Raw genomic sequence first — 18,776 nt, forward strand, 5'->3', positions numbered from 1 at the left:
TAAAATACATAAGCTATCATAAATGCTATTTCGAAAATACGAAATATAAGATATGACGGCTCATATATAAGAATTTGAAAGTTTGCTATAACGCCAATGGAGCCAAAGCGGTTTTTCCTCGGGTCCTTTGGTATAAACGTTGATACGATATGACTGCAAGGAACATTTGTCTATATTGTGCTAATTCCATGACTCGAAAATCAAGGAAAACCGTCATGTCGTCCTATATAATACAGAATGTGAGGGAGAGGCGACATGTTCTGTGGAGTGGAGCAGGTTTGTTTGCTCCGATAGGTCCCAATGGGGATGTTGATCATTAGAAGGGGGAAATACTGTGCAAGCCGATTCCGTAACATTCATCTCGACTACGAAGAAAAGTAAGCGGTTACGAAAGCCCGGAAAACACGGAAGATACCAGTTGTTTTTGATGGCGTTGCCGTTCCTGATTTTAGCCTTTTTGTTTTCATATTTGCCTTTGTATGGCTGGATTTATGCATTTTACGATTACAGTCCGGCACTTGGTATTTCCCAGTCGCCGTATGTAGGATTGAAATGGTTTACAACGATGGTTTCGAATGAAGTGCAACGGGCGGAAATTGTTCGTGTCATGCGCAATACCTTAGCTATGAATTTATTGGGTCTGATGACTTCTGTGGTTCCGGTCATCTTCGCCATCTTCCTGATGGAGATCAAATCAACGTGGTACAAAAAAATGGTTCAGATTTTAACCACGCTGCCCAATTTCATCAGCTGGGTGCTCGTCTCTGCCTTTGTGTTCACGCTGTTCTCCACTCAGAGCGGCTTTATCAATCAGGTGCTGATGAATTTGGGATGGATATCGGAGCCGATCAATTATTTGGCCTCCGATGATCATATCTGGATCAAAATGACGCTCTTGGAAATGTGGAAAGGGCTGGGCTGGGGATCAATCTTGTACATCGCAGCCATTGCCGGGATCGATCAGGAATTGTACGAAGCGGCCAAAGTGGATGGCGCAGGAAGGTTCAGATTGATGTGGCATGTAACCTTGCCGGGACTTATGCCGACTTATTTCGTCTTGCTGATGCTGTCCATCGCCGGGTTCATCAGCGCAGGCTTCGAACAATTTTATGTGTTTAAGAATCCGGTCAATCTACAATATATCGAAGTGCTGGATCTTTACGTTTACAACATCGGGATCGCGAGTTCCAGTTTCTCGTACTCTACGGCTGTCAGCATTCTGAAATCGTTGATCAGCATAATCCTGCTTTTCGTTGCAAACCGGTTATCTAAGATTGTCCGGGGAGAAACTATCATTTAATTCGGCATCTGCCAGGAAAGGAGAACTAACATGGGCTCGTTGACAAAATCTCGATTCAGTTTGTTTTCAATCCTGAACTACACCGTGTTCGGATTGTTTACGCTGCTTTGCATCTTTCCGTTCTACTATTTGTTTATCAACACGATCAGCGACAACGATTTGAGCAGCAGGGGGCTGATCTTGTTCTATCCGGAAGGGATTCATTTTCGGAATTACTTGGATGCTCTCAATATTCCGGGTATTAGGCCCGCATTGCTTGTATCGGTGGGCCGAACCGTTATCGGGACAGTAGCGACTGTGGCGGGATCTGCGTTCCTCGGCTATTTATTCACCAGGAACGAGATGTGGGGACGCAAGTTTTGGTATCGTTTTCTCGTCCTTACAATGTACTTCAATGCAGGGATTATCCCTTGGTTTATTACGATGAAAAATTTGGGCTTTATGAACAATTTTTGGGCTTACATCATTCCGGCCATTGTTGTGCCGTTCAACATTCTCTTGGTGAAAACGTTTATCGAATCGACGCCGATCGCGCTGCAGGAATCGGCGCAAATCGACGGCGCAGGCTATATTACAATCTTCTATAAGATTGTCGTGCCTTTAATTATTCCGATTCTGGCCACACTCGCCATATTTACGGCTGTCGGCCAATGGAACAGTTTTACCGATACGCTGTTTCTCGTTAACGATTCCAAGCTGTTCACGCTGCAGTTCATATTGTACCGCTATTTGATTGAGGCGGATACGCTTGCGAATTTACTCAAGAACTCGATCACTACCAAGCTCGACACTTCTCAAATGCCGACTCCGATGACGGTACAGACAACCGTTACGATGATCGTCGTTGCGCCGATCCTGTTCGTCTATCCTTTCTTCCAGCGCTTTTTCGTTAAAGGCATTATTATTGGCGCCGTTAAAGGTTGATATTAAAGTGAATTCCATGGGGAGGTGATCAGATTTTGGCGTAGATGGCTCCGCACGAATCATATGACTGTCTTTTTTGAAATGGAAAGAAAAGGGTAAAAGGTCAAAGTGAAAGCAGAAAATATCAAATTAGAGGTGAAATGGAATGTTCACAAAAGGAAAAAAATGGGCAATCATAATGTGTATATTGAGCTTAGTTCTCGCTTTATCGGCATGCAGCGGAGGGAACACGCCATCGGCTTCGTCTAGCCAACCGGCTTCCTCATCCGAAGGCTCACAACCCGAACAAATGCCGGAGTTAGAGCTCACAGTTCTCTCTATGCTGACCGGCTACGTCGGCCCGCAAGAGGGTTGGTTCGCCAAGGTCATCAAAGACAAGTTCAATATCAAACTGAATTACGTGGCCAGTTCGCCAAAAGAAATGATTGCTTCGAGGATGGCTTCCGGCGATCTGGGCGATCTTGTCGTGTTTGGGAACGAAGACAAAAAGGCATATACGGACTCCATTAAAGGCGGACTGCTGCTGGAATGGACCAAGGACGGCCTGCTGGACAAGTACGGGACGAACATGAAGGGGTATGCAAGCAAAGGGCTTGACGCGAACATGAAGATGTTCGGCGACGGCAAGCATATTTACGGTATCGGCGAATCGGTCGGCGACGGCGAAGGCACGTCCGAGCAAAATAAGCTGACGATGGGTCCGAGCATCCGTTGGGACCTGTATCAGAAGCTGGGCAGCCCGAAGATTACCAAGCTGGATGATTACTTGCCTCTCTTGAAGCAGATGCAGGAGCTGGAGCCGAAGAGCGACTCCGGCCGGAAAACCTACGGTTTCTCGCTTTTCGGGGATTGGGACGGCAACTTCGTCAATCTGGCGAACACCATAGGGGCATATTACGGCTATCAGACGGGCGACGGCTTTAATCCGAGCGATATGATCCTAACACACGCAACGGAGCAAAAATATCAGGCTCGTCTCGACGAGAACGGCTATTATTTGCAAGGTCTGAAATTCTACAATAAAGCCAATCAGATGGGTCTGCTCGATCCGGACTCGGTAACGCAGAAGTTCGGGGACGTTGCCAACAAGCTCAAGGACGGCCAGTTCTTCTTTGTTCCGTGGACCTGGATGGAAGACACGTACAATATCCCGGAGCACACGTCAGCTGGCAAGGGCATCATGCCCGTTCCGTTCGAAGAAGAGACGGCGATTTCGTTCGGCTATACTCCATATGGCGGCGAACGTAAATGGGCGATCGGCGCCAAATCGAAAGATCCGGCTCGCGTCATGATGCTTATTGACTGGCTGTACTCCACCGAAGGCGTGATGACGGTCCAAAACGGACCGAAGGGCCTGACTTGGGATATCAAGGACGGCAAGCCGTACGTGACTGAATTCGGCTGGCAGGCGTACCAGAACGCTAAAGAAACGGATGTTCCGGCCGAATATGGCGGCGGCACGTACGATCACGGCGGAGCGAAGATCAATAACTCTACGCTTAATGCCAGCTTGATCAACCCGGAAATCGGCGAACCGTATAACCGCGACCTGTGGTCGTCGACGCTCGACCATAACCCGAATCCGGTCATTGTAAGCTGGCGCGAAGCGATGGGCGCTAGGACGATGAAGGAATACTACACCAACAACAACAAGATCGCCGTAACCAAACAGACCTTCACGGGCGAAGCTCCGATTGTGCTTCCTACGGACATCCAGCAGAAGCAGAACGAAGTCGGCAAGGTCATTAAAGAATACTCCTGGAAGATGATCATCGCGAAGACCGACGAAGAATTCAACAAGCTGAAGAAACAAATGATCGATAAGGCCAAAGGTCTTGGTTACGATGAAGTCGTCGCTCATCAAGTCGATTCAATGAAGAAGACGGTTTGGGCGCAAAATCCGTAATCGCATCTTGCCGAATCGGGGCAACCGTCCGTTACATGCTCGACAAGCAACGGACGGTTCCGAGGCGCGGCTCACAATAAAGCCGGAATCATTACACGATATAGAACGATTAGGAGTGCAATATTGTGCAGTATACGAATCCGGTCATACCCGGCTTTTATCCCGACCCGAGTATTTGTCGAGTCGGGGATGATTACTATCTAGTGACAAGCACTTTCGAATATTTTCCAGGTGTCCCAATCTTTCACAGCAAGGATCTTGTCCATTGGCGCCAGATAGGCCATTGTCTTACGAGTGAGCGACATCTGCCGCTTGCCAACGCTTGGAGCTCGGGCGGGATCTTCGCCCCGACGATCCGTCACCATGACGGCTGGTTCTACATGACGACGACGAATGTAAGCGGGATGGGCAACTTCTATGTTCGAAGCCGGCACCCCGCCGGACCGTGGTCCGACCCCATTCTCGTTGCTCAGGGTGGCATCGATCCGTCTCTATTGTTCGACAATGACGGGCGGGTCTATTTTCAAACAACATGTACGGGCGATCAGGGCGATGGCATTTATCAATGCGAGATTGACATATCGACCGGCCGCATGTTGACGGAGAGCCGTCTGCTCTGGAAGGGAACGGGAGGAGCGGCTTCGGAAGCCCCTCATCTTTACAAAATCAACGGACTTTATTATTTAATGATTGCCGAAGGCGGGACGGAATACGGCCATATGGTGACGATGGCAAGAAGCAGCGCACCCTTTGGGCCATATGAACCGTGTCCGAGTAATCCAATCTTGTCTCACAGAAGCCTAAAGAGCAATATACATGCAACCGGACATGCAGATATAGTACAGGCGCATGACGGCAGCTGGTGGGCGGTTTTTCTGGGAATTAGGCCTGTTTCCTATCCCATGCGACATCATCTGGGCAGGGAGACTTTCCTGGCGCCCGTGTTATGGACGGCTGACGGCTGGCCCATCATCGGTCATGGCGGTCGTGTCGAGTCTGTTATGGAGGCTCCGCGCTTGACAGAAGTTCGGTGGCCGGATAAGGCAATCCGAGATGATTTTGACGATCAAACACTGGGATTCGACTGGACGTTCTTGCGGAATCCTGCGCAGGAAAGCTGGTCGCTTCACGAATGCCCGGGGAATCTTGTGTTACGCGGTAATAAGGTTTCGCTTGATGATGCCGGCGCTCCAGCCTTTGTCGGCCGTCGTCTAAGTCATTTGTCATGCAACATAGCTGCCGCGCTGAATTTCGAACCGCTCATTGAGGGCGAAGAAGCCGGACTTACCGTGTTTATGAACGAAAAGTATCATTACGATCTGTTCGTGAAGCTCAAAGATGGACGCAAGGCGATCGTATTAAGGAGAACCGTTGGATCGATGCGAATGGAAAGCACGCTAGATTGCGCAGCGGGACCGGTCGTACTGAAGATTGAGGCTCGGCCTGAACGGTTTGTTTTCTCCATCCAGCAAGATGGGTCCAATGTACTTGAATTGAGCTCGGGAGAAACACATCTGCTCTCAACGGAGGTAGCAGGGGGCTTTACGGGAACATTCATTGCGATGTATGCCGTCTGTGAAACGGGGCAGGGTTCTCCGGCACTCTTTGATTGGTTCGATTATGAGCCGTTGGGTTGAAATCCCCTACTCATAGGAATCAAGGATGTAGAGCAGAATGGAGACATAGAAATAGTGCTTGCCAGCGACTTAATGAAAAGTCAAGGCAAGCACTTTTTTTTGTTGTGTCAAAAGCTTAACGATTCATTCTGTATGCCCTGGGGGACAGCCCATAAGCTTTGGTGAACGAACGAGTGAAATAATTACTGTCGGTAAACCCGCATTGGCAAGCGATATCGATAATATTGAGTTTGGTTTGTTTCAACAATGTGCATGCGCGCTCCAAGCGGAGCCGTTGCAGATAGAAAATAGGAGTCGTTTGATAATAGGATTGGAAAATTCGGTTCAAATGTCTGACCGAAATATCAGATTTGCCCGCGATTTCCTCCAGAGTAACCGTCTCGAGATAATGATCTTCGATATAAGAGATCGCCTTCGCCAATTTCATCAGTTTACTGTCTATACCCTTCTCTTGATTGTCATACTGCCTGGATAAATAGACAACGAGCTCCATAAACCTGGAAAGCAGCATTGTATGATAACCCTGAAGCTTGCTGTTATATTCGTCGATCATGAGTGAGAGGAGCGCTGAGACAAATTCCAGGCTGGAAATCGATAAACTGAGCTTGCTTTTATACGAATGAATACTGCGGTAAAACGGTTCTAAAACAAATAGCATCTGAAAGCCATTGGAAGTCCTTAGATCCGGACCGGCTGACCGAAGCATTTCTGGCCTGTACATGATATTGCAAATTTTAAAATCATGGGGATCTTTATAGGCATGGGAGGTGGATTCGTTTATAACAAATACATCTCCCTTCTTGATAAAGGAGCTTTCGGTATTGACGATATGTGTAGCATTCCCATTCAACACAATGACAAGTTCGGAGAAATCGATATGTTTATGCAGCTCCACGTCCGTGTCGTGCTCGCCATAATGAATAAAGAAAGGGAATTGCTTGTCTTGCGTAAACCATTCCAAATAAGTGATGCTCAAAAGCTCAGCCCCTTATACTAACAATTATACAGTTGGCTATATTATGCTATTGCTTGACTTTAATATCAAGGTGTTTTTCCTTGCCGTGCTATATAATCTGTTTATGAAGTGAGAAGGAAGCCTGCTATCCATTAATAGAGGAGAATAATCATGCCAAATCCATATTTGCCTAATTGGGAGTACATACCGGATGGTGAGCCAAGAGTTTTTGGAAACAGGGTTTATGTATACGGTTCACACGACTTGGCAGGTTCAGATAGGTTTTGTGACTACAAACTGATGGTATGGTCAGCAGAAGTTCATGATCTTAATAACTGGACTTGCCATGGGGACAGCTTTCATACGCGAATCGACAGAGATCATGAAAGCGATGCAACTTGGTCGGATCGAGAGCTTTATGCTCCTGATGTAGTCGAAAAAGATGGTAAATATTATCTGTATGCGTATATTGTTGGATCAAAAGGTTGTGTTGCAGTCAGCGACAAACCTGAAGGCCCTTTTAAGCTTGTCTCTCCTTATAGCGTTTCGGAAAATTCTGAACAAATTTTGAAAGATGGACTATTTGTCGATCCAGGTGTATTAGTGGATGATGACGGCAGGGTATATATCTATTGCGGATATTTAAGTTCGTATATGGCTGAGATTAATGCTGAAAAAATGTTTGAAATTTTGCAGGATACATATAAAGCAGACATTATACCTGTCGATGAACCATTTGCTTTTTTTGAGGCATGTTCACCGCGTAAAGTTGGAGATACTTATTATTTAATTTATTCACCTAAAATTGGCAGCAGACTTGACTACGCTACGAGTATATCGCCTACAGGGCCATTCCAATATAGGGGTACGATTATCGATAATGGAGTTGATTATCCTGGCGGTAATAATCATGGATCGATTTGCCAGATCAATGGACAATGGTATATTTTTTATCACAGAATGACTAATAACACCGTGATGTCAAGACGCGGCTGTGTCGAACGCATCGAGATTCTTCCGGATGGAAGTATTCCGGTGGTGGAGATGACTTCTTTAGGGTTTGAAAAATCACTTTCACCCTATCGTCTCACCTCAGCAGATATAGCGTGCGTTTTTAAAGGCGGATGTTATATTACGGAGAGGAACGTTCTTGAGAGAGCTGTTGTAAATATAACGATTTGATGCATAATTGGATTCAAATATTTTGACTTTGGCGATGATTATTCCAGTGAAACAATGGAGTTCTCGGCTAAAATAAGAGGCTGCGGAAACAAAGGGAAAATGAAAATACTCATCGACGATTATCATACAGGCGAAGAAATAGGCGCATGTGATATCGGAGCGGATAACGGGATTGTAAACGCTGTGGTTAAATCAGTAACAGGAAGACATTCGGTTTATTTTGTATTTGAAGATGGGTACAGTGGTTACTTTGGGGAATTCTTCAAAGGCAGACCGATATGTGAATTAGAGAGCTTTGTGTTCCACAAATAAGTGTTGATACGTTCCATGCAATATTATCCTGGTTCTCGGATTCCGTCAGGATACCAAGGCATCACATTATTGCATACTGAAAATAGGAGACGATTAGAATGAAGTCGAAAACTATACTGTTTCAAGGCGATTCCATCACTGACGGAAACCGCTGGCGCAATGATGACATGAATTTGGGGCATAGCTATGCGGCGATGATTGCAGGTCAGCTTGGAAAGGAACTGGCTGCAAGCCGGCCGCGTTTTCTCAATCGTGGAATCAGCGGCGACCGGGTATCCGATTTGTATGCGCGCTGGAATGAGGATTTCTGCAGCCTAAAACCCGATGTGCTCAGTATTCTGATAGGTGTGAATGATGCTTGGCGTACGGTAGATGGATTAGCAAGCGGAGTTACGGACCGTTTTGAACGCGCATACCGCTATCTGCTGGAAGAAACCCGGGAAGTCATGCCGGATACGGGGATTATCATCTGCGAGCCTTTCGTGCTGAATACCGGGGCAAGAACCGCTGAATGGGACAAGTGGCAAAAGCTGATTCCGGCATATCAAGAGGCTGCCCGACGTCTGGCAGAGAAAAGCGAAGCCGTCTTCGTCCCTTTGCAGTCAGCATTCGACCGTGCTTTGTCTGAGGCCGATGCTTCGTATTGGCTGTATGATGGGGTGCATCCGACAACAGCCGGTCATCAGTTGATTGCCGAAGCGTGGCTAGCTGTTGTGCAGAGCAGCAAGCTTGCTGTTCGTTGACAGATGAAGATAATATTCGAAGGCTGATCTTGTACGAAAATGACAAGACGCTGCACATCGTAATGGCATCGAAGGAGAGCTGGAGCCGAACAAATTACCGCAAATAGGAATCCGCACTGGCGGCCTTGGTCCTGAATCCATTGGACTGAGGCTGTTTGTTTTTCCTAAAAATGTCCATATTATGCTACTTCATGACTGGATGATTAAGGTGAGAGCCTATTCTCTCCTGCACTCGAAAGGATTATACGAAGGTCAACGCAGCGTAACGGAGAAGAAACGGGTCGTGAACCTCACCCGATCCTCCTATGCCGGTCAACAAAGGTATGCAACCATTACCTGGACGGGAGATACGGCAGCCAACTGGGATACGTTGCGGAAACAAATTCCGGCAGGTCTTCACTTCTGCGCAACAGGGAGTCCGTACTGGACGACGGACATAGGAGGCTTCTTTGTCGCGGGAAAAGAGGATCTTTGGTTCTGGAATGGCGACTATGACGCCGGCTGCGAAGATTTGGGGTATCGGGAGCTTTATGTGCGTTGGTTTCAGGTTGGCGCATTCCTGCCCATGTTTCGGTCTCACGGTACGGACACACCAAGAGAGGTTTGGCGCTTCGGCAAACCGGGCTCGATATGGTACGACACTCTCGTTCGGTTTATCCGCTTGCGTTATCGATTGCTTCCCTATATCTATACAGTAGCCGGCTGGGTTACTCAGTTTGATTATACGATGATGCGGGCGCTGCCCTTTGATTTTAGACATGACCCCCGTGCCTTCGATATTGCCGATCAATATTTGTTCGGGCCCGATTTTCTTGTCAATCCGGTCCTTGAGCCTATGTATTGGAGCGCCCACTCCAGACGGATGGACGTTTCGGAAAGGCAGCGAGCTGTTTATTTGCCTGAGGGATGCGATTGGTACGACTTCTGGACGGGAAGCCGATATAGTGGCGGACAAACCATTCAAGCCAATGCCACTCTCGATACGATGCCGTTATTCGTGCGTGCCGGAGCCATTGTTCCGTTGGGGCCGGAAGTTCAAAGCACGGAAGAAGAGGCAGATAGCCCGATCGAGCTTCGGATTTACCCGGGGAAGGATGGCAGCTTTATCTATTATGAGGACGCAGGTGACGGTTACGAATACGAGAAAGGTGCTTTCGCCACAGTTCCGATCCATTGGAAGGATCAGTCCCGGCAGTTGATATTCGGTAAACGCGCCGGCGCCTATCCGGGAATGAAGGAGCGCCTTGAATTCTCCATCGTCCTGGTGGCAGAAGGGCAAGGATGTGGGTTAACGGAAGCTGGGAAGTCGGCGGTTATCGTCAAATACGACGGAAATGAACAAGAAGTATCGGTGCGGGTAGATTCAAAAAAATAAATAAATGCGAGATAACCAAAGGCATACAACCATATTGACTGTATGCCTTTGGTTTATCGATGACGCTGGAGTAAACTCAACTTTCACGAATGCTGCAGCCCCAAAGCATGTTGTCTGAATTCGCGAGGTGTAAAACCTGTAACCTGCCTAAAAATGCGGCTAAAGTAATATTGATCCGGGTAACCTACCCTTTCGCCGACTTCTTTCACGGGGAGTGCCTTGTCGTTGGCTAATAAATACTTGGCCTCATTAATGCGCAAGGAAATCAAGTACTTGGAGGGCGGTTCGCCCGTATGCTTGATGAATAGTTTGGTCAGGTACGAGGAATTAAAGTTGTATTGCTTTGAAATAGCTTCCAGATTCAACTCTTGGTGAAAATTTTTTTTGAAATACAACTGGACCATTTCAACAATCTTCTCAGGCGAAGAGTCGTAATGATCGGATATACCCAAATCATTCATTTTTAAGAGACCTCGTTCATTGCCAACCAATAGCTTGATTCTTGCGAGGACCTGCTCTAATTCATGCGTTTTGACCGGCTTTAGCAAATATTCGGTTACTTCATGCCGCAACGCTTCTCTGGCATATTCAAAATCATTAAAACCGCTTATGATTACTTTCTTCATATGTGGAAAGCGCAGATGCACTTGTTTTATTAGCTCTAAGCCATTCCATATGGGCATCTGAACATCCGTAATGATTAAATCGCAATTGTATTGCTCCACGAGGTCGAGAGCCGACTTGCCGTCTTGAGCGGTCGCAACAATTTGAAATATCGGATCCATCGTATTGATTTTCTTTACTAAATTATGCAGAATAAGCTCTTCATCCTCGGCAATAACGACTCGTATTGGTTCCTGAGCTTCCACAGTCAGCAGCTCCTTTCTACATTAGACCGCCAATTGTAATACGGGTTCCCTTGTCTGGCAAATTTACGACTTGAAAGATAGACTCCGAGTCATAGCAGAGCCTCAAACGCAGGAAAATGTTCAACAGTCCCATTCCATTCAGCTTTAAATTAGGAATTTGCCCGGATTGTACAATATGATCGATTTGTGCTTGGAGCTGTGAGAGCTTTTCCAAGTCGAAACCGGGACCATTGTCAGTCACTTCGACAAACCACTTGTTGTCAGCGATGTATCCTCGAACACGAATATTCCAAGGCGGTGAAACTTGGGTGCAAAATTTTAACGCATTCTCGACAAGCGGCTGAATGACTAATTTCGGAATACGGATATTTCTTAGCGTTTCATCAGCTTCGATGCTGTAATTCAAATTGTTTTCAAATCTGTACCGGATCAATTGAAGATATTTTTCTGTATAATCAAGCTCCGTGTTCATTGCAACAACAAAAGAATCATCAGCTGAAATATAGCGCAACATATCTGACAAATTTTCTATCATGGCAATAATCTGCGGATTCATGTTTTCTTCAGCCATGACGCTGATCGTTGTTAAAGTGTTGTACAGGAAGTGAGGATTCATTTGTGATTGAAGCGCTAACATTTTCGAATGAAGCTCTTGGGTTTGGGATAATAGCAGTTGATCCATCGATCGTTTCAACCGCTCGCTCATATTGTTGAAGGCGATTTGTAATTGTTCGAGTTCTAGAAATCCGCTATTCAATTCAAGTTTGGATTTCTCGGATATGGTTTCCAAATTTATTTTTTTAAGAGCGGAATGCATTCTTGATATTGGACGGGTAATCCTTTTGGCTGCTGTAAATGTAAGAAAAATAGATAAGAAGAGTATAGCAATAGTCATGAACATGAAAGCTTGCGTAAACCTGGTTAACGGCTGCAACAGCTCTTTTTCGGAAACAATCACGACCGTATTCCAGCCTGTATACTCGGAATGGACCTTCGAATATAACTCGCGCGCTCTCGTTTCCGGATTGGGAATCATAGAAGAGATGCCTTCCGGACGGGCACTTACCTGTTCAACATATCGAAGATGGATCGGATTTTGATGATCGATTGGATAAATGAGCTGTCCATTATCATTATACACAAGGATAGTTTCGGTTTCCTTCGTCTCCGATGCGACATTATTCACTTTGTTAAATATATTCTTAACGGACTGTTTTACCTCTACAATGCCTTCAGGCGTGTTGTATTTATCGAAAAATAACCTGCACAAAGATATCGTGTAAGCATCCTTTGACGATAGAAACCGGTCCAATTCCTCATCTTTCTCGGGAATGGTCATGATCTTTCCCTTTTTATTATCTAATACATCCTGATACCAGTATTTCTCGGACAAGGGAATATGGATTCTTCTGTTATCGTAACCGGATCCAAATCGGTTTCCGTTGAAATCGTAAAGATTGATTTGTTGCACAGGCAAAGCTGGACCATTCGCAGCAACCAGGATTTCCGTTAATTCTTTAGCAGCGATATCTTCTTCGTTAGAAAATTGCAAGAATCGTTCTTTGACAAGATTGGAGTACAATATATTCTGCGATACGGTATCCATCTTCTGGATTTCCAAATCCAACTTGTCGTTCACCGATATGGCAATGTTCGAAATCGATTCCATTGCTTTCTTCTTAAGGACATCAGCAGCCCAAAAATAGAAAAGTGCCAGGGATATCGCGAGGATCATAATGATAATCAAAGAATAGGCAGAAAATAATATCGTTACAATGGATCTACGTTTACGATTCACGTGAAAACCTCCAAATGGAGACATCTGTTAAGAGCAAGCATTATTCTATCATTGTTTAATTTGAATGAATACTGGATTTTCCCGGCGGTAAAATAAGTGCAAATAAGATGCCCGATTTCTCCATGGTAGATGACCAGAGAAAGAAATAGAATGAAAGCGTAATCATCCAATTCAAGAGGGGAATGTATCGAATGAGAAAGAAACTTGCACTCGTGCTTACACTCGGATTAGCGGCAGGTTTATTGGCAGGCTGCGGCGGGAAGAGTGACACAGCTCCTGAAAGCGCAACAAGTAGTGCAACAAATAGTGCAGTAAGTACGAACGCTAGCGAACCAAAGGAAAAAATTACATTGTCGTACATGGCTAGCCAAGACTGGATAAAGGATTCTGAAATGCAGCTTGCCAAGAAATTTGAAGAAGAGACGGGCATTCATATCGATTATCAAATCGTGCCTGCGGATCAATATTCTAACCTTCTGAAGACGAAGCTCAACACAAAGGAAGGTCCGGACATATTCGGAGGTCAGAGCGGTAAGTTCGATCTGGGTCCGGTTTATAATGTCGAAATAAATGCTGTCGATCTCAGCAACGAAGAATGGGTAAAAAGAGAAAATCCATTGTATGTAGAACAAGCGACGTTGAACAATAAAGTATATGCCTTGACAATATGGGATCCAAGCTATGATTGGGTTATTGTATACAATAAAAAGATTTTCGAGAAGCTTGGTTTGTCTGTTCCGAAGAGCTTTGCAGAGTTCAAAGCGGCAAGTGATGTGATCAAGGCTGCTGGCATTACGCCGATTTATGAGCCTGTGTCGGACGGTTGGCATCATGTCTTGTGGTTCCCCGAAGCAGGAGTGAAGTATGAAGACGTCAATCCGGGACTCGCGGATCAATTAAACAATAACAAACAAACATTCGCGAATGTACCTGTTATGGAGCAGGCATTAAATCAATTGAATGAAATGGTTCAATCAGGATATTTTGGAGAAAGTTACTTCTCGAATACGTTTGCCGACACGGAGAAGAACATGGCCAGCGGCAAATTTGCGATGACTGTCTATAACCCAGGCTTACCTCAACAAGTGGAAACAGCATTTCCCGAGGTGAAAGCGGATACGTTCGGTTTCTTCCCGATTCCGCTTGTCGATAATCAAATCCTGAACGTGAACCCGGCAGCTCCCAGCAAGTTTATTTATTCCGGCTCGAAGCACATTGATGCGGCCAAACAATACTTCCAATACTTGACGAAGCCGGAGAACCTCCAATTTCTGTTGGACAATGAACCAAGATATCTTGCGCTGAATTTCGAAGGGGTCAAGGATCGTTATACTCCTGAGCAAAAACAATTCTTCGATACGTACGGCCAGAGGCAAGGCACGGTTTATCAAACGGCGGTCAAATATGTAAATCCGCAATGGATGGATATCGGGAAAGATCTAGCGAGCCTGTTTGGCGGGAAAATGAAAGCCAAGGATGTTCTGGAATCGATCGACAAGAGACGCCACCAGCAAGCAAAAGCGGCACAGGACCTTGCTTGGGCTGAGTAGAAATGGCTGAGTAGAAAAGCAACAATAAACCGATAGGTAACGTTCAACTTTCCTATCGGTTTTGTTGTTGCTAAATAAAGAGTGAGTGGAGCTGGACATCATGAACAAATCGATGTACCCCAATTATTTCTCTCTAGGTGCATTGCTTTTATATACGTTATTGTTTGTCATACCGGGTTTAATGGGGATTTATTATTCCTTCACCGATTGGAGCAGTTACAGCAACGAAATTCACTTTATCGGCTTGGACAATTTTAAGACGGTGTTTTCTTCCGATGAAAATTACATGGCTTATATGAAAAATACATTGGGATTTACAGTGGCGACGATTATTTTTAAAACCGTAATCGGATTGTTTCTGGCGCTAATGGTAAACCGTGGCATCCGCATGAAAAACCTCCATCGCGCGATTATTTTTATGCCAGCAGTAGTTCCTGTTCTTATTGTAGGACTCATTTTCAAATCGGTTTTGCATCCGGATACCGGATTGCTTAACGAAACTTTAAGAGCGATCGGACTTGATTTTCTTGCCCAACACTGGCTAACGGACCTTCAATTGGCTTTTAAATCGATCATTGCCGTTGATGTATGGAAAGGCGCGGGCTATATCATGGTTATTTTATTGGCGGGTCTTCAGTCGATCCCTGATATGTACTATGAAGCGGCAGACATCGACGGGGCAAATTTTTGGAACAAGCTTAGACACATTATTCTCCCTTTGCTCATGCCGGCGATAACGGTGACGACCGTTTTGAATCTTCTATATGGACTTAAAGTTTTCGACATCGTCTATGTGTTGACCAATGGCGGCCCCGGATACGAAACGGAAGTTCTTTTTACAGGGGTGTTTAAAGAGTTCTCATTAGGACGTTATGGGATCGGAACCGCGTTGTCGACCGTTTTATTCCTCTTTATGATCGTCCTTGGATACTTTGCGGTTAAATATATGAGCAGAGAGGATGAAACATCGAGATGAGAACGAAGGTGTTGCAAAATGGTTTGAAAAATGCGGTTGTATGGGCGACGAGCCTCGTAATGATTGCGCCGTTATTGTTAGTAGTCGTCAATTCTCTTAAAGACAACGTTCAAGCGAGCTCGATGGGCTTTGATTTGCCGCATAGCATACACCTGGAGAACTTTGCGGTTGTCATTGAGAAAGGCAAGCTCGGCCATTCGTTATGGAACAGCGTTCTTTATTCCGGAGCCTCAACGATATTATGCATATTGCTTTCTGCCTTGGCCGCCTACGTCTATTCTAGAAACCGCAGCAGGCTTAATCGTATTGCTTATTTATTTGTGATATTGGGCATTGCAATGCCTTTTAATTATTTTACCTTGACCAAAATCATGCAGGCCACTCATCTGATGAATACCCAAATCGGCATTATTTTATTATACGCAGCCGTGCAAATTCCATTCAGTGTATTCATATTATATGGTTTTGTCGGAAATGTGCCGAAGGAGCTCGATGAAGCCGGGATTATCGATGGGTGCAGTCCGAGCCGATTATTCATTTCCGTTGTTTTTCCGCTGCTGAAGCCTGCTGTCGCTACTGTTTTTATACTAGCGTTTCTAAATACATGGAATGAGTTTTTGCTCCCTCTCTATTTTCTCAACAGCGCTTCTAAATGGCCTATGACTTTATCGGTTTATAATTTCTTCGGGCAATATCAGATGGATTGGAATTTGGTAAGCGCCGATATTGTTTTGACGAGCCTGCCGGTTGTCCTTATTTATCTTGCCGGACAGCGGTATATTATTGCAGGAATGACTGCGGGGTCGGTGAAGGGTTAATCGTTGGTGGCTGTGTGAGGCGGTTGGCATGAAGGAGGTGGTTGTTATGTAGACCTCATCTATTCGGCAGGAACATGCGATACCAAAACGGAAAGCCTCTACGTGACAATAGTTGAATAAGTTAGTCTTTACGAATGGGGTTAGCTTGATAGTCTCGTAGATGACAAAGGGCGGCCCCTTTTGTGTACAATGAACGAGGACAGCGCATTCTTTCCATGTTAAGCAAGCAAGTAACCAGTCAGCGGTGGCTTATCCTTAAAATCCATTCAACCCAGGATGTCAAACCTATATCAAAGCGGCTTGCTGTCTCACTTACCGAACGGATGATACGGAGGACAACGGAAGGGATAATTTGATCGAGATCGAGGATGTTTATTTGAAAAATAAAAAGTTCGTCGGAAGCTTCCGAAGCTTGCCATCGGATGGCCGGTTGATCACTTGTCCGTTAAATACAAGGGTGGAGGAGCCTCCTCCATCAAGGTTATAACCATCCAAAGCACCGTAACGCTGCAGTAAAAGCTGCATCTCGGCTAACGTAGCGCCAGAGCTGCCTTTCTCGTTATAACCGTCAGCGACGAGAAACAGGAGCTGATCATCTTTATAGCTCGCAATAACCGTCCGGGGTGCTCGCTGGGGACTGATCTTCCACTTCTCAGGAATGACTGTCGCCTGCCCATTCTTCATCAGTATAGGTACGAAAGATGCTCCGAACTTGGGACCAAGTTTATCTAATTGCTCTTTGCTCGAGAATTTACCCCCAACTAACCTGTTGTCCTCGTTCACCCCTACGAAGAATAAGTCCTTATAGGAGGAATGGAATCCGTCCACGTACCGGCCATTAACTATGGTTGTACTTAGCGGGTAACGTTTGCCTCTGCTATCTGCGTACCCGCCAGCATTAACACCAACGGAGGCTTTATATCGATTAACAGCGGCCAGCGTAGTTTCCGCGCCGCCTAGCTTGTCCTGTCCAAGTACTAGCTGTATCGCATCGCTTTTCTTCATCTTGATCTTCAAAGCGTAGCTTCGGAAGTTCTGCGTATTCAGGTAGAAGAGCTGTGCCTGCAGCTTCTCGGATTGAATGGCAGCTGCTGGTTTTCCGAGCTTACTCGTAATTCTGCGGTCGTAAATCTGCAATGGTCGTGAAGCTTGTGCTGCGGTAACGGCAGCTATCTTCTTCATATCTGCATTTGTCTGATTGTAAAGACTAATCTGCTTCTGAATGGACTTGGATGTTCCGAGTGCTGTAGACTGGGCTTGTTCTAATCCGACCATGGCACGGGTGACGGAGTCACTCGGAATCGCCTGTTCGGTTACATGCTGCGGGAAAGAATTTGGCGACAGCTCTATCCTAATATTCGCAATCAACATCCACAGAAGCATACCGATAAAGGGTGTAATGGCGAGAAAAATCGTGCGGTTTAAGTATCGAAACGTTGTAATGATCATCATTTCAACACGTCCAGGCTCTTTTTGAGCTCATTAAGCTGTTTTTGCACTTCAGCCAACTGAGAATAGAGTTTGTTGCTGTTATCTGTCTTGCTGTCTGCATTGTCCTTCGTGAATGTCAGAAGCTCATTCAGCGCTTGAATCTTACTCTGCATCTGGGTAAGCTGATCCGTATAATTAGCCTCCAGCTTTGTCAATCGGCTATCAAACTCTTGCTGCATGACGGTAATTTGGCTGGCCGTTTGACGTTGCAAATCCGCAGAGACTTCCTGTTGGATGCGATCGGAATACATTTTGGCGCCTGCGATTCCAGCGGTAACTAGAACAACCCATAGAAGAATGGCATATAAGATAAGGGCCTTACGGGTTTTCTTTCGGGGCGGCGTGTTCTGATAAGTGCTGGGTAATGCGGCTTCGATTCCTGAGTTTCTCATCTCGTTGTTTCTTGCACCTCTCTCGTCGGCTTATAATTCCAAATCTATTAGCCTCAGAATAGAATGTCTTGACGTATTATGAACGAAAAAGAAGCTGAAAAGTTGCGGTTTTTACGAGATTCTAATAAAGGCAGAGGCTCAAGTGGAGAATCTCCGCCATGAGAGCGACTTTTGGCAGGTTGGCTGTTGGTGTATGATGAATACTCCCACCACTTACCTCCGCTGACGCTCCGGTTGAAGTGGGGGTTTCTGGTGTGTCATTCGTACCTGCTACCGAATGCTTAACACCAGTGGAGTTGACACGTTGACGGACTGGTTACCGTCCAACCCCGCTATCCCATAAGCTATTGCTGTTGGGACTACTTTTCGCAAGATATTCGCTGCGCCGTTCACATCAGCGTTAATTAAGCTCTTCAAGCTCCTGTATAAGCCGCGATAAATCCGTGTTCCAGAAAATGTTCCTGCTTGGCCTTCTCCATATACAGGCAAAGGATCACCATCCAGAAAACTAGCTTTCGATGTATAAGCTTCCTCTGTGAATTGTACGG

The 18,776-nt window shown here is 45.7% G+C and carries 16 protein-coding genes and 1 pseudogene; 11 read left to right on the forward strand and 6 right to left on the reverse strand.

Annotated features, from left to right (window positions below; translation table 11 throughout):
• Positions 1 to 334: 334 nt before the first annotated feature.
• From ACESLK_RS18745 to ACESLK_RS18760, 4 genes are all read left to right on the forward strand, one after another.
• Positions 335 to 1,300: an ABC transporter permease gene (locus ACESLK_RS18745; RefSeq protein ID WP_373231226.1), complete on the forward strand. Its 966-nt coding sequence runs from the start codon at positions 335 to 337 to the stop codon at positions 1,298 to 1,300.
• Positions 1,301 to 1,330: 30 nt separating this feature from the next.
• Positions 1,331 to 2,224 carry a carbohydrate ABC transporter permease gene (locus ACESLK_RS18750; protein WP_373231227.1) on the forward strand — a complete coding sequence of 298 codons (894 nt, stop codon included), beginning with the start codon at positions 1,331 to 1,333 and terminating at the stop codon, positions 2,222 to 2,224.
• A 145-nt stretch (positions 2,225 to 2,369) separates the two neighbouring features.
• On the forward strand, positions 2,370 to 4,130 hold the full coding sequence (locus tag ACESLK_RS18755; RefSeq protein ID WP_373231228.1) for a type 2 periplasmic-binding domain-containing protein: 1,761 nt from the start codon (positions 2,370 to 2,372) through the stop codon (positions 4,128 to 4,130).
• Positions 4,131 to 4,255: 125 nt separating this feature from the next.
• Positions 4,256 to 5,767, forward strand: a complete 1,512-nt coding sequence (locus ACESLK_RS18760; protein ID WP_373231229.1) for a glycoside hydrolase family 43 protein — start codon at positions 4,256 to 4,258, stop codon at positions 5,765 to 5,767.
• A 115-nt stretch (positions 5,768 to 5,882) separates the two neighbouring features.
• Here the strand turns inward: ACESLK_RS18760 and ACESLK_RS18765 are convergent, their stop codons facing one another.
• Positions 5,883 to 6,743 (reverse strand): helix-turn-helix domain-containing protein, encoded by an 861-nt coding sequence (locus ACESLK_RS18765; protein WP_373231230.1) that lies wholly within the window; start codon positions 6,741 to 6,743, stop codon positions 5,883 to 5,885.
• 150 nt (positions 6,744 to 6,893) lie between these two features.
• On the opposite strand from ACESLK_RS18765, the gene ACESLK_RS18770 reads away from it, so the two are divergent.
• The 4 genes from ACESLK_RS18770 (at position 6,894) to ACESLK_RS18785 (ending at position 10,334) form a co-directional block, all read left to right on the forward strand.
• Complete coding sequence (locus ACESLK_RS18770) at positions 6,894 to 7,904, forward strand: family 43 glycosylhydrolase (protein WP_373231231.1); 1,011 nt, start codon at positions 6,894 to 6,896, stop codon at positions 7,902 to 7,904.
• Positions 7,905 to 7,958: 54 nt separating this feature from the next.
• Positions 7,959 to 8,216, forward strand: a complete 258-nt coding sequence (locus tag ACESLK_RS18775) for a carbohydrate-binding protein (RefSeq protein WP_373231232.1) — start codon at positions 7,959 to 7,961, stop codon at positions 8,214 to 8,216.
• A 98-nt stretch (positions 8,217 to 8,314) separates the two neighbouring features.
• On the forward strand, positions 8,315 to 8,959 hold the full coding sequence (locus ACESLK_RS18780; RefSeq protein ID WP_373231233.1) for an SGNH/GDSL hydrolase family protein: 645 nt from the start codon (positions 8,315 to 8,317) through the stop codon (positions 8,957 to 8,959).
• Between the two features lie 199 nt (positions 8,960 to 9,158).
• Entirely contained in the window at positions 9,159 to 10,334 is a 1,176-nt protein-coding gene (locus ACESLK_RS18785; RefSeq protein WP_373231234.1) for a glycoside hydrolase family 31 protein, read from the forward strand.
• A gap of 83 nt (positions 10,335 to 10,417) precedes the next feature.
• On the opposite strand, the gene ACESLK_RS18790 is transcribed toward ACESLK_RS18785, so the two are convergent.
• Together ACESLK_RS18790 and ACESLK_RS18795 are read right to left on the reverse strand one after the other, a co-directional pair.
• Entirely contained in the window at positions 10,418 to 11,203 is a 786-nt protein-coding gene (locus ACESLK_RS18790) for a response regulator transcription factor (protein ID WP_373231235.1), read from the reverse strand.
• A 16-nt stretch (positions 11,204 to 11,219) separates the two neighbouring features.
• Positions 11,220 to 13,001: a sensor histidine kinase gene (locus ACESLK_RS18795; protein WP_373231236.1), complete on the reverse strand. Its 1,782-nt coding sequence runs from the start codon at positions 12,999 to 13,001 to the stop codon at positions 11,220 to 11,222.
• A 191-nt stretch (positions 13,002 to 13,192) separates the two neighbouring features.
• Between ACESLK_RS18795 and ACESLK_RS18800 the strand changes: the two genes are divergently transcribed.
• The 3 genes from ACESLK_RS18800 to ACESLK_RS18810 all read left to right on the forward strand — a co-directional run bounded on the left by ACESLK_RS18800 (position 13,193) and on the right by ACESLK_RS18810 (position 16,345).
• Positions 13,193 to 14,551, forward strand: coding sequence for an ABC transporter substrate-binding protein (locus ACESLK_RS18800; protein ID WP_373231237.1), 1,359 nt, complete (start codon positions 13,193 to 13,195; stop codon positions 14,549 to 14,551).
• 100 nt (positions 14,552 to 14,651) lie between these two features.
• Positions 14,652 to 15,527 (forward strand): carbohydrate ABC transporter permease, encoded by an 876-nt coding sequence (locus tag ACESLK_RS18805; RefSeq protein WP_373231238.1) that lies wholly within the window; start codon positions 14,652 to 14,654, stop codon positions 15,525 to 15,527.
• The gene (locus ACESLK_RS18810) at positions 15,524 to 16,345 is read left to right on the forward strand and encodes a carbohydrate ABC transporter permease (RefSeq protein WP_373231239.1); all 822 of its coding nucleotides are present in this window, start codon (positions 15,524 to 15,526) and stop codon (positions 16,343 to 16,345) included. The genes ACESLK_RS18805 and ACESLK_RS18810 overlap by 4 nt, the downstream gene beginning before the upstream one ends.
• A gap of 372 nt (positions 16,346 to 16,717) precedes the next feature.
• Here the strand turns inward: ACESLK_RS18810 and ACESLK_RS18815 are convergent, their stop codons facing one another.
• From ACESLK_RS18815 to ACESLK_RS18825, 3 genes and pseudogenes are all read right to left on the reverse strand, one after another.
• Positions 16,718 to 17,797 (reverse strand): phosphodiester glycosidase family protein, encoded by a 1,080-nt coding sequence (locus tag ACESLK_RS18815; RefSeq protein ID WP_373231240.1) that lies wholly within the window; start codon positions 17,795 to 17,797, stop codon positions 16,718 to 16,720.
• Positions 17,794 to 18,228, reverse strand: coding sequence for a hypothetical protein (locus ACESLK_RS18820; protein ID WP_373231241.1), 435 nt, complete (start codon positions 18,226 to 18,228; stop codon positions 17,794 to 17,796). The genes ACESLK_RS18815 and ACESLK_RS18820 overlap by 4 nt, the downstream gene beginning before the upstream one ends.
• A 270-nt stretch (positions 18,229 to 18,498) precedes the next feature.
• A pseudogene (locus ACESLK_RS18825) lies at positions 18,499 to 18,776 on the reverse strand (RNA-guided endonuclease InsQ/TnpB family protein); the annotation flags it as partial.

The sequence above is a fragment of the Cohnella sp. genome, from assembly GCF_041640265.1.
Taxonomy (GTDB): Bacteria; Bacillota; Bacilli; order Paenibacillales; family Paenibacillaceae; genus Cohnella.